The sequence below is a fragment of the Streptomyces sp. LZ34 genome, assembly GCF_053890475.1.
Genome location: NZ_CM132680.1, coordinates 11,554,707 through 11,567,575, shown reverse-complemented (window position 1 = coordinate 11,567,575; position 12,869 = coordinate 11,554,707). Strand labels below are relative to the sequence as shown.

Annotated in this window: 2 protein-coding genes and 1 pseudogene; 1 reads left to right on the top strand and 2 read right to left on the bottom strand. The window is 73.6% G+C overall.

Annotated elements, in window-relative coordinates; genetic code table 11:
• Positions 1 to 97: 97 nt before the first annotated feature.
• Positions 98 to 2,638 (bottom strand): ATP-dependent Clp protease ATP-binding subunit, encoded by a 2,541-nt coding sequence (locus ACWY4P_RS49975; RefSeq protein WP_456207442.1) that lies wholly within the window; start codon positions 2,636 to 2,638, stop codon positions 98 to 100.
• Positions 2,639 to 2,938: 300 nt separating this feature from the next.
• Between ACWY4P_RS49975 and ACWY4P_RS49970 the strand changes: the two genes are divergently transcribed.
• Positions 2,939 to 3,085 carry a hypothetical protein gene (locus ACWY4P_RS49970; RefSeq protein ID WP_456207441.1) on the top strand — a complete coding sequence of 49 codons (147 nt, stop codon included), beginning with the start codon at positions 2,939 to 2,941 and terminating at the stop codon, positions 3,083 to 3,085.
• Between the two features lie 93 nt (positions 3,086 to 3,178).
• On the opposite strand, the pseudogene ACWY4P_RS49965 reads toward ACWY4P_RS49970, so the two are convergent.
• Positions 3,179 to 12,592 (bottom strand): annotated as a pseudogene (locus tag ACWY4P_RS49965) (amino acid adenylation domain-containing protein); the annotation flags it as partial.
• Between the last annotated feature and the right edge of the window lie 277 nt (positions 12,593 to 12,869).

The window sequence follows — 12,869 nt, the reverse complement described above, 5'->3', positions numbered from 1 at the left end:
CGGAATCCAAGTGCCGCGGGCGGTGGTGTCCCCGTTGGCTTGTACACGCTATCGCGCCCGCTCGCGAGCTCGGCAACCAGTGTTCACAAGGCCCTTGTCAGCCAACCGCGGTGGTGGGGTTCTCCTCCTTGCGGAAGGTCAGCTTCCCCTCCTCCACGTCGACTTCCACATGGCTGTGCGGCTGTAGCTTGCCGTTGAGCAGCATCCGGGACAGCGGGTTGTCGACTTCCCGCTGGATGGTCCGGCGCAGCGGCCGGGCGCCGTACTCGGGCTGGTAGCCGTGGTGGGCCAGCCAGTCGACGGCGGCGGGGGTGAAGTCGACGGGCACGTCCTGGGCGCGCAGCCGGCGCCGGGTCTCCTCCAGGAGCACATCGGTGATCTGCCGCAGCTGTTCGTCGGCGAGCCGCCGGAAGATGACGATCTCGTCGATGCGGTTGAGGAACTCGGGCCGGAAGTGCTCGCGCAGCGGGCGCAGCATCCGCTCGCGGCGCGCCTCCTCGTCGGCTTCCGCTCCGCCGCCGAAGCCCAGGACCGCACCGCGCCCGGAGATCTCCTCGGAGCCGAGGTTGCTGGTCATGACGATGACGGTGTTCTTGAAGTCGATGGTGCGGCCCTGGGCGTCGGTGAGCCGTCCGTCGTCGAGAACCTGCAACAGGATGTTGAAGACGTCGGCGTGGCCCTTTTCGACCTCGTCCAGGAGCAGCAGCGAGTACGGCTGCCGGCGCACCGCCTCGGTGAGCTGCCCGGCCTCCTCGTGGCCGACGTATCCGGGCGGGGCGCCGATCAGCCGGCTGACGGTGTGCTTCTCCTGGTATTCGCTCATGTCCAGGCGGACCATCCGGTCCTCGCTGCCGAAGAGCGCCTCGGCCAGGGCGCGGGCCAGCTCGGTCTTGCCGACGCCGGTGGGGCCGAGGAACAGGAAGCTGCCGATCGGGCGGTTGGGGTCACCGAGGCCGGCGCGGGAGCGCAGTACGGCGTCGGCGACGGCGGAGACGGCCTCCTCCTGGCCGATGACCCGCTTGTGCAGGTGCTCCTCGATGCCGAGCAGGCGGTCCCGCTCCTCCTGGGTGAGGCTGCTGACCGGGATGCCGGTCTGCCGGGAGACGATGTCCGCCATGTCCTCGACGGTGACCTCGGCGACCCGGGTGGCCGGGTGCCCTTTGTTGGCCCCTTCCTCGATGCGCCGGCCCAGGTCGGCGAGCCGGTCACGCAGGGCGGTGGCCCGCTCGTACTGTTCGGCGGCGACGGCCTGGTCCTTGTCCCGGGTGAGCTGCTCGACCTCGCGTTCCAGCGCCCGGACGTCGGTGCCCCGGGTGCTGGAGCGCAGCCGTACGCGGGCGCCGGCCTGGTCCATCAGGTCGATGGCCTTGTCGGGCAGGAAGCGGTCGGTGAGATAGCGGTCGGAGAGCTCGACGGCCGCCAGCAGCGCCTCGTCGGTGTAGCGGACCTGGTGGTGGGCCTCGTAGCGGTCGCGCAGCCCGCGCAGGATATCCAGCGCGTCGGCGGGGGCGGGCTCGGGCACCATGATGGGCTGGAAGCGGCGCGCGAGGGCCGCGTCCTTCTCGATGTGGCGGCGGTACTCCTGAAGCGTGCTGGCGCCGATGACATGCAGTTCGCCGCGGGCCAGGGCGGGCTTGAGGATGTTGCTGGCGTCCATCGGGCCGCCCTCGGAGCCGCCGGTGCCCACGACGGTGTGCAGCTCGTCGATAAAGATGATCAGCTCCTCGGAGTGGGCGCGGATCTCGTCGATGAGGCCGGTCAGCCGCTCCTCGAAGTCGCCGCGGTAGCGGGTGCCGGCCACGACGCCCGCGAAGTCGAGCTGCAGCACGCGTCGGCCGAGCAGGATGTCGGGGACGTCGGCCTCGGCGATGCGCTGGGCCAGCCCCTCGACGACGGCGGTCTTGCCCACACCGGCCTCGCCGATGAGGACGGGGTTGTTCTTGCCCCGCCGGGCGAGCACCTCGATGGTCTGCTCGATCTCCTCGTCGCGCCCGATCACCGGGTCGATCCGGCCCTCACGGGCCATCTCGGTCAGGTCGCGGCCGAACTTGTCGAGGTTGGGGGTATCCCGCCGGCTGGGGCCGGGGTGCGGTTCGGCGGCGCCGGGGCCCGCCGCGAGCCCGCCCGGCGGGCCGGGGCGTGGCTCGAACCGGGCCGCGTGCAGCAGCTGCCCGGCCGTGGAGTCGCGGTTGGCGGCGAGCGCGATCAGTACGTGCTCGGGGCCGATGTACGAGGAGCCCGCGGACCGGGCGATCTCGTGGGCGTCCAGCAGCGCGCGCTTGACGGCGGGCGTGACCGCGACCGAGCTGCGCGGCGACCCCTCCCCCGTCTGCCGGTCGATCTCGGCGACGAGGGCTTCGGGGTCGGCCCCGGCCCGGGTGACCATGGTGCGGGTCGGCTCGGCCGTGAGGGCCGCGCGGAGCAGATGTTCGGTGTCGAGGTCGGTGGATCCGCGGTCGGCGGCGTAGGAGGCCGCGGAGGAGACGAGCTGCCGTGCGGGCTCGCTCATCAGGCGGCCGAAGTCGACGTGCCGGGAGCCGGGTCGCTGCCCGGCCGGTCCGACACCGAGGAAGCGTGCGAGAAAGTCTCCGAGGGGGTCCGGACCGAATTCTTCCGATCCCTCGTACCCGCTGTTCATAGGCATCCGTCCCGGTGGCCCGTCGGACGCGGGCCCCGTTGTCATCGGTGCTCTCGTGGCGTGCGGGTGCTCGGGTGGGGTGAGCCGGGCTGCCCGGCTCACTCAGGCACCCGCGAGGAGTCCTATTTGATCGACTTTGATTGATTTTATCCGACATCGGGGCCGCTCGGCACCCGAGGTCGGCAGTCCGGAGGCGTGTCACACTCGGCGCGGCCGGCCGGATCCGCGTCGACGCCGCCCTGCGGCGCTCCACCTCCCACCCGGAGATCTACGCGGCCGGGGACCGGGCTGGTCCAGGCGGTGCCGGCGGACGACACGCCGCGCGAGCTGGTGCTCACGAGCCGGGCCGCCGCCCGCGTCAAGGAGCAGGTCGTCCGCTCCACGATCACCTTGATGCACCTGGCGGCGCGCCGCCCCGGGGCCGTTCCGCTCATCCCGTGGATCTGAACGACCTGAACGATCTCAACGGCCCGAACCGGAACGCGCCGTCCTGGCGTGCCCGGCGTAGCGGCGGAGCACATCGAACCACCGCCGGGCGAGCTCGGCGACATGGTCGTCCGCCAGGACGCCCGACGGCCAGATCCACCGCGCCGCCAGCCGCGCCCCCCGCTCGCGGTCCTCGACCGCCACCGTGAGGGTGAGGGTGCGCTCCAGCGGCGCCCCGGCGTCCGCGCCGCCGCCCATGGCTGACCCCGCCTCGCCGGTGGGGCTCCAGTGGGCCGAGCGCTCGCCGACCTGGAACCGGCCCAGGTAGTTGACGGAGACCTGCGGGTCGCCGAGCGCGGCCAGCAGCGGAGCGGTACGCGGGTTGAGGTAGCGCAGCAGGCCGTACCCGATGCCGTTGTCGGGCAGGGCCGCGAGCTGGGCCCCCACTTGTGCGGCGGCCTCGGTCAACGCGGCGCCGGAGGTGTCGAGTTGTTCCTCGGAGATCTCCCCCGGGTCCAGGACGAGCGGGAACTGCGCGGTGAACCACCCGACGGTGGCCGACGGATCGACCCCGTCGGCGAGGAATTCGCGGCCGTGCGCCTGGATGTCCACCAGCACGCCGGTGCCCTCGTCGCCCCGCCAGCGCGCGTAGGCGACGGCGAACGAGGCGTACAGCACATCGCGCAGGTCCACGCCCAGCGCCCCCGGCACCGTGAGGAGGGTCGCCGTGTCCTCCTCCGGGAGGTCCATGAGCAGCATCCGCGCCGAGGCCAAGGTGTCGGTCCGCGGGTCGAGCGGCCGGGTGCCCAGCGTGGGCCGCTTCGGCTCGAACGCCCGCGTCCACATGTCCAGTTCCTTCTCGCGGGCGGGCTCCACGGCCTCCTCGACCAGGTGGTGCGCCCACCTCCGGTAGGAGGTCGCCGGCGCCCGCAGGTCCGGCCGCCGGCCGGCGGCGACCGCTTCGTACGCACGGGCCAGGTCCGGCAGCAGGAACCGCCAGGAGACCCCGTCGACCACGAGGTGGTGCAGCAGGATCAGCAGCCGGCCGGGCCGCTCCGGCCCGGGGTCCAGCCAGATCGCCTGGAGGGTGCGGCCGGACGCGGGGTCGAGCTCCGCCTGGTGGCGGAAGGACGCCTCGGCCAGTGCCGGAGGCCACTCCGCCTCGTCGGCGACCTGGATGGCCTGGTGGGTGAAGCAGTCGGCCACCCGGACCGAGCCGGGCTCCGCGATCTCCAGCCCCCGCCGCCCCCGGTCGTCCGTCTGCCGCATCCGCAGCGCGTCATGACGGTCGGTGAGCGCCTGGAGGGCGGCGATCAGATGCTCGGGCCGCGCGTCCGCCGGGACACGGACCGCCATGGAGAGGTGGTACGCGTCGATCGGCCCCTCGCAGTCCCACATGCGCCTGATGATCGGCGTCGCCGGGAGCTCGCCCACCCCGTCGCCCGCACCGCCGCCGTCCCGGTGGCGGCCCTCGCCGGCCGGCCCCTGGCGCGGCGCGCTCCGCTCGGCGATCGCCGCCAGCGCCGCGGCCGTACGGCCCTCGGCCACGTCCCTGGGCCGCAGCGCCAGACCGGCGTGGCGTGCCATGTCGGCGAAGCGCATGGAGACGATGGAGTCGCCGCCCATCAGGAAGAAGTCGTCGTCCACACCGACGCTGTCCACCCCCAGCGCCTCGCTCATCAGCGAGCACAGCGTCTCCTCCACGGGGGTGCGCGGCCGGGCCGCCGTCGAGACGGCTGTGAAGTCGGGCGCCGGGAGGGCGGCGCGGTCCAGCTTGCCGTTGACCGTCAGCGGGAGTTCGGGCATCTCCACGAACGCCGAGGGCACCATGTGGACCGGCAGCCGGGCCGCCGCGAGCCCCGCCAGCGCGGCGGGCCCGGGCAGTGTGGCGCCGGGCTCGGCCACCAGATAGGCGACCAGCGCCGGCCTCCCCGGCCGGTCCTCGCGCAGCACGACGGCCGCCCGCGCCACCTGGTCGAGGGCCGTGAGCGCGGACTCGATCTCGCCGACCTCGATCCGAAAGCCCCGCAGCTTGACCTGGCCGTCGGCCCGTCCGACGTACTCCAGCTCGCCGTCCGCCCCCAGGCCCTGTCCGGGCGATCTTCTCGGGCCCGCGACGCCAGCTACGGCGCCCCCAGCTACCGCTGGGGGGACCCCCGGCTGCGTTGTCGGAGTCGCCCGCCACGCCGCGCCAGCGGCATATCGACCGCAGCGCCCAGTACGAGGGCGATCCTCCGCCTTGCGATGCACCGCATCTGACGCCGCGGCCTGATCCTCAAAGACCGCCCGGACAGGGCCTGAGCGCGCCAGGTCTCCGGTGCGGTACATGCGCTCGCCGGGGGCGCCGAACGGGTCGGCGACGAACCGCTCGGCGGTCAGCGCGGGCCGCCCCGCGTAGCCGCGGGCCAGGCCGGGGCCGGCGACGTACAGCTCGCCGACGGACCCCGGGGGCACCGGCCGCAGCAGATGGTCGAGGACATACAGCCGCAGGTCCGGGATCTGCCGCCCGATGGGGCTCACCGAGCCGTCCCGCGCCGCGTCGGCGCGGACCAGTTCGGTGTGGGTGACATGCACGGTCGTCTCGGTGATGCCGTACATGTTGACCAGCCTCGGCGCATTCTCGGCATGCCTGGTGTACCAGTCCGCCAGGCGGGAGACGTCGAGCCGTTCGCCGCCGAACACCACATGGCGCAGGGCGAGCCGTGCGCCCAGCTCAGGGTGGTCGCGGTCGGCGCCGAGCAGTTGGTAGAACGCCGACGGGGTCTGGTTGAGCACGGTGACACCCTGCTCGACCAGCAGTTCCAGGAATTCGTCCGGGGACCGGGTGACGGTGTGAGGCACGATCACCAGCGAGCCGCCGTGCAGCAGCGGGCCCCAGATCTCCCACACCGAGAAGTCGAACGCGTAGGAGTGGAACAGCGTCCACACGTCGTCCTCGCCGAACCCGAAGAGGTGCTCGGTGGAGGTGAAGAGCCGGATGACGTTCTCGTGCGGGACCAGCACGCCCTTGGGCCGCCCGGTCGAGCCCGAGGTGTAGATGACGTAGGCGCCGTGCGCCGGGGTGAGCCGGCCGCCGCGGTCCGCGTCGGTCAGGTCGGCCGGCGCGATGTCCTTCATGGCGCTGACGACCTGCGGCGCGTCGAGCTCCACGATCGGCACGTCGAGGCCGTCGGGCAGCGCCGCGGTGGTGTCGGTGGTGGTGACCACGCACACCGAGGCGGCGTCCGCGAGGATGAACCCGATGCGCTCACGTGGATAGGCGGGGTCCACCGGCAGATACATCGCGCCGCTCTTCAGGACCGCCAGCAGCGCCACGACCAGCTCGGCCCGGCGGTCGACCGCCAGGGCCACCACCCGTTCCGGCCCGGCGCCATGCCCGGTCAGCACCCGCGCCAGACGGTTGGCGCGGTCGTTGAGCTCCGCGTACGTCAGGGAGCGCCGGCCGTCGACCACGGCGGTGTTGTGCGGGGTGGCCCGCACCTGTGCCTCGAACCGCTCCGGCAGGGTCTCCTCGCACCGTACGCGCCCGGGCGCCGACTGCTGCCGGGCCGCGGTCAGCAGCCGCGCCACCGGGGCCTCGGCCGCCGCTGACACCCCTGACACTTCAGACACCCCGGGCGCCTCGGGCACCTCGGGCACCTCGGTCAGCAGGCGTTCGATCGCGTCCGCGGCCGCCGACGCCCGGCTCCGGCCGACGGTGTCCGGGCAGTAGTTGATGTGGATCCGCAGCCGTTCGCCGGGGATCGCGACCACGCTGAGCGGGTAGTGGGTGCCGTCCTCGGGGTGCACCCCGGTGACGGTCAGGCGCTTGGAGGCGGTGCGCAGGGCGTCCGGGTCGTGCGGGTAGTTCTCGTAGACCAGGAGGGTGTCGAAGAGCCGGCCGGTGCCGGTGCGGCGCTGGATGTCGGTGAGGCCGATGTGGTGGTGGTCCAGCAGCCGGGCCTGTTCGCCCTGGAGGCGGGTCAGCAGCTCCGGGAACGTCTCGTCCGGGCGCAGCCGGACCCGGGCCGGCACGGTATTGATGAACAGCCCGACCATGGCGTCGACGCCGTCGATCTCGGGCGGGCGCCCGGAGACGGTGACGCCGAAGACCACGTCGTCGCGGCCGGTCAGCCAGCCCAGCACGATCGCCCAGGCGCCCTGCACCACCGTGTTCAGCGTCAGGCCGTGCCGGCGGGCGAACGCGGCGAGCGTGGTGGTCTGCTCGGCCGTCAGCTCCAGGACGTGCCGCCGGGTGGCCGCCGCGGCCGGAGTGTCCTGTTCCGCGACGAGGGTGGGCCCGGCCACCCCGGACAGGGCGGTGTGCCAGGCGTCGAGCCCCGCCTCGCTGTCCTGCCCCTTCAGCCAGGACAGATAGGCGGAGTACGGGCGGGGCATGGGCAGCGCGGCGAGCGCGTCGGGGTCACCGCCCGCGTCGTACAGCGCGAGCAGCTCCCGCGACAGCAGCGCCATCGACCAGCCGTCGAGCAGCAGGTGGTGGCTGGTCAGAATCAGCCGGTAGCTGTCCTCCCCGAGCCGCAGCAGCATGCAGCGGGCCAGCGGGGCGGTGTCCACGGGGAGGCGTCGCGCGCCGTCGGCCTCCAGCAGCCGGGACAGCTCGGCCTCCCGCGCGGGCCCGTCCAGCCGCGACAGGTCGTGTTCCCGCCACGGCAGCGCCACCCGGGCGGGGATCACCTGCACCGGCTCGGCGAGCCCCTCCCGCACGAAGCACGCGCGCAGCCCCGGGTGCCGGGCGAACAGCCCCTCGGTGGCGGTGCGCAGCCGCGCCGGGTCGACCTCGCCCGCCAGGTCCAGGCCGAACCGCACCACGTAGTCGTCGTGCGCGGTGTCGTCGTACACGGCGTGGAAGAGCAGCCCCTGCTGGAGGCTGGACACCGGCCAGATGTCGGCCAGGGCCGGCACGGCCCGCTCGAGCCGCTCCACCTCGGCCATGGACAGCGCGACCAGGGGGAAGTCGGAGGGGGTGTGGCCCCGGTGTGCGGCGCCTTCGGTGTGTTCGGTGTGTCGGGCGTGGGTGACCAGGCCGGTGAGCGCGGCGAACCACGCGTCGGCGAGCTCCCGTACGGCCGGCTCGTCCAGCAGTTCGCCGGCCCAGATCCACACCGCCGTGAGCCGCGGGCCGTCCTCCCGGTCCTCGGTGTGGGCGTTGAGGGCCAGGGTGTGCGGCAGCGGCATGCCGGGCGGAAAGCCGCCGCGCAGCGCGCCGAAGTCGGGGTCCGGGTCGGGCAGCCAGTCGGCGCCGTCGGACACCGTGAACCGGCCGAGGTAGTTGAATCCGATCTGCGGGCCCACGTGTCCGGCGAGCCGGCCCGCCGCGTCGGGGTTGAGGTAGCGCAGCATGCCGTAGCCGATGCCGTGGTCCGGCAGCGCCGCGAGCTGTTCCTTGACCGTCTTGACGGCGGTGCCGAGCGCCGCGGAACCGGCCGTGACCTCGGTCCAGTCGAGTGTTCCCGGGGCGAGTCGCGCCGGGAACAGGCTGGTGAACCAGCCGACTGTCTGGCTGAGGTCGACGCCGTCGGCGATGTTCTCCCGGCCGTGTCCTTCGAGTTCCAGCAGCACATCGCCCGTGTCGCCGATGCCGCGGCGGCGCCGCCACTCGACCACGGCGAGGCTCAGCGCCGTCAGGAGGACGTCGTTGATCCCGGTGTGGTAGCGCTCGGGTACGGAGGTCAGCAGCGCGGCGGTGGCGTCGGCCGGCAGGGAGAGCGACAGCATCCGGGCGCTGGTGGCGGTGTCCCGGGCGGGGTCCAGCGGGCGGGAGCCGAGGAGCGGGTCGGCGCCGTCGAGGATGTTCTCCCACAGCGGGAGCTCGGCCGTCCGGGCCTCGTGGTGTGCGCCCTCGGTCAGCAGCCGGGACCAGCGCCGCAGGGAGGTGACCGGCCCGGGGGTGGCGAGGGGCCGGTCCTCGGCGGCCGCGGCCCAGGCGTCGGCGAGGTCGCGCAGCAGCACGCGCCAGGAGACCCCGTCGACCGCGAGGTGGTGGATCAGCAGCAGCAGCCGCCCGGGCCGGCCGGGGCCCGCGTCGAACCAGACCGCCCGCAGCAACACCCCCTTCTCCGAGTCGAGTTGGCCGCGCGCCGCCTCCGAGGCCGCATCGATGATCCGGCGCCACCGCGCGGTGTCGTTGTCGGTGTCGGTGTCGTTGGGGGCGTCGTTGGGGGTCACGTCCTGTACGGGCACACGGGTCAGGCACTCTTGGCCGCGGACGGCGCCGCGCGGGGCGATCTCCAGCGCGCCGTCCTCCCCGGCGCCCAGCCGAAGGCGCAGCGCGGCATGGCGGTCGAGCAGGGTGTCGAGCGCGCCGGCCAGGTGGTCGTGGCACAGGTCGCCGGGCACCCGCACCAGCACCGACTGGTGGAACTCCTTGACGGCGTCCGGTCCCAGCCCGGTCAGCCAGCCGATGATCGGGGTCGGGGACAGTTCGCCGCTGTCGTCGCTGCCGTGGGGGCCTTCGCCATGGGAGGTGTCGCCATGGGAGGTCTCGCCGGGGGAAGTGTCCGCCGTGGAGCGCGCGGCCCGCGCCAGCGCGGCCACGGAGCGGTGTTCGAAGACCTCGCGCGGGGAGATGGCGAGCCCGGCGGCGCGGGCGCGGCTGACCAGGGTGAGGGAGAGGATGCTGTCGCCGCCGAGGGCGAAGAAGCTCTCGTCGGCGCCGACGCGGTCGAGTCCGAGGATGTCGGTGAAGAGCTCGTGGAACAGCTCTTCGCGGTCCGTCCGCGGCCCCCGGTGCCCGGTGTCCTCGGCCGGCCGGGGCTTCGGGAGCGCGGCCCGGTCGAGTTTGCCGTTGGGGGTCAGCGGCAGCCGGTCCACCAGGACGATCTGCGCGGGCACCATGAAGTCCGGCAGCCCGCTCTTGGCGCGGGCCATGAGCTCGGCCGGAAGCGCGGCGGCCGTGGCCGGGTCCGTGCCGGGCTCGGGGACGACATGGGCCAGCAGCCGGGTGGCGCCGGGGCGGATCTCGTCGGCCGTCACCACGGTCCGGCGGACCGCCGGATGGCCCGCCAGCACGGCCTCGATCTCGCCGACCTCGATCCTCAGGCCCCGCACCTTGACCTGCCCGTCGGCGCGCCCCACGTACTCCAGCTGGTGGTCCTCGCGACGGCGCACCAGGTCACCGGTGCGGTACAGCCGTGACCCGGGCGGGCCGAAGGGGTTGGCGACGAACCGCTGCGCGGTCTGGCCGGGCCGGTTCAGATAGCCCCGGGCCAGCCCCGGCCCGCTCAGCCAGAGTTCACCGACCGTGCCGACGGGGACGGGGCGCAGGGCGGCGTCGAGTACGTACGCGGCCGTGTTGGCGGTGGCGGTGCCGATCGGGGGTGTGCCCTCGCCGCCGAGCGGGTCGCTCATGGCCGCGCAGATGGTGGCCTCGGTCGGGCCGTAGCCGTTGAGCAGGACGGTGTCCGCGGCCCAGTCGGCCGCCAGCTCCGGCGGGAGTGCCTCGCCCACCGACATCAGCCTGAGCGCGGCCGGGAGGGTGCCGCGGTCCAGGCTCGCCAGCACGGCGGGCGGCAGCACGGCGTGCGTCACGCCGAGGCCGGTGATCAGCTCCGGCAGCTCGGGGCCCGCGGGCGGCGCGCCGTCGGCGCCGATGACCAGACAGCCGCCGGACAGCAGCGCCGCGGTCAGCTCCCAGACCGCGGAGTCGAAGCTCGGCGAGGCGAACTGCAGGACCCGGGACCGGGGGCCGACGCCGAACCGGGTGCGCTGGGTGTGCACCAGGCTCGGCAGGCCCGCGTGGGTCACCACGACCCCCTTGGGGGTGCCGGTGGACCCGGAGGTATAGACCACGTATGCGGGGTGGCGCGGGTCGAGCCGCGCGCGCCGCTCCTCGTCCCGTACGTCCGCCAGGTCGCGGCCGGCCAGGTCACGGACGGTCTCGGGGGCGTCCAGGAGCAGCCGGTCGCCCGGCAGGTGCCCGAGGGACCGCGCGTGGGCCGTGGTCGTCAGCGTCAGCGCGGGCCGGGCGTCGGAGAGCATGAACTCGACGCGCGCGGGCGGATAGTGGGGGTCGACCGGCAGAAAGGCGCCGCCCGCCTTCCAGACGGCCAGGACGGCGACGACGAACTCGACGGACCGCTGGAGCGCGAGCGCGACCGGCGTCTCGGGGCCGACACCGCGCTCGATGAGCGCCCGCGCCAGCCGGTTGGCCCGCGCGCCCAGCTCGGCGTACGAGAGCTCGGCGGAGCCGGAGAGCACGGCGGCGTGGTCCGGGTGGAGCCGGGCCTGCCGTTCGAAGAGCTCGCCCGCCGTGGCGTCGGCCACCACCACGGCCGCCTCGGTGGCCCTGCGGAGCAGGGAGCCCCGCTCGCGATCGGAGAGCAGCGACACCTCGGCGAGCGACATGCCGCTGCCGCCGGCCGCGACGGCCCTCAGCAGCCGGGAGATCCGCTCGCCGTGGCCCCGCGCCTCGGCGTCGCCGCACACGGCGGTGTTGGCGTCCAGGTCGACCGTGAGGCCCCGGCCGTCCAGGCGGTCGGTGAAGGCGAGCGCGAGGTCCTCGACGGGGCCGGTGGAGAGGTTGTGCGCGACGGTGGGGTGCGGGCCGAACCGCAGGTCGTAGTCGAACGACATGATGTTGACGATCATCGAGTACAGCGGGACGGGCTGGTCGTCGGACGAGACCAGGCGTGCCATGTCGGCCGCGCGGTAGCGCTGGTGGGCGAGGGCGGACCGGATGGCCTTCTGGGCGGCGCGGGCCAGCTCCGCGACGGTCATGTCCGGGCGCGGGGACAGCCGGACGGGCAGGACGTTGGACAGTACGGCGGGGGTGGCCCTGGCGGCCGGGGTGACACGGGCCGCGACGACGAGCCCGAGCACCACCTCCGGCTCCCCGGTCATGCGGTGCAGATACAGCGCGGCCAGGGCGAAGAGCATCGCGGAGCGGTGGATCCTCGCCCGCTCGCAGACGCGGTCCAGGGCGAGCAGGTCCTCGGACGACAGGCGGTCCGAGGCCCGGGTGAAACCGGAAGCGGGCGCGCGCCGCCGGGTCAGGGAAACGGGTTCCGGAAGGTCGCGCAGTTTCTCGAGCCAGTAGTCGCGGTCCCGGACGAACGCCTCCGACGCACGGTATTCCTCTTCCTCGGCGAGGAGCCGGCCGAAATCACCGAAGGGGCTCGGCGGTATTTCCTCGCCCGCGTCCAGCGCCGAGTAGATGCCCGCCACGCGGTGCGCGACAAGCGGTCCGCTGAATCCGTCGATGAGAATGTGGTGGTATCGGCTGCACCAGAAATAAAGATCGTCCGCAAGCCGGATCACCGCATGGGCGACCAGCTCACCGTCCGGCAGCGGAACCGGCCTGGCCAAGAATTCCGCCATCCACCGCTCGGCGGCGGCGCGCGGGTCCGCGTCGGCCGTCACGTCGACGAGCACAAGCGGGAAGTCCTCGCGGCCCCTGACGACCCAGCGCGGACCGGCCTCGTCCGCGGCGAACCGCACCGCGAGCGCCGCGCATTCGGCGAAGGCACGGCGCAGGGCGGACTCGAATAAGTCGAAACGCAGCCGGCCATGTATCTCGATATATTCGCCGATGTTGTAGGCGGCGCTGTCCGGACGCAGGAAGTGGGCGATCCAGAATTCACGCTGGGCGGCAAGCGGAATCCCCGGGACGGGACCATTGGCGGGCATGAAGGGTCTGGCCTCCTCGATAAGTGGGCTGCCGATTTCGCGGGCGGTTTCCCGAGTGTAGGGCCGTAATGCGGCCATACGGTCTGGCAGTTCGCTGCAATGGCAACTGTCGGCCTTAGGAACCTGCCGCGAACTCCGGACCGGGTTCCGCGTCCCGCCGCGGACCCGGCCCCGCCCCCGG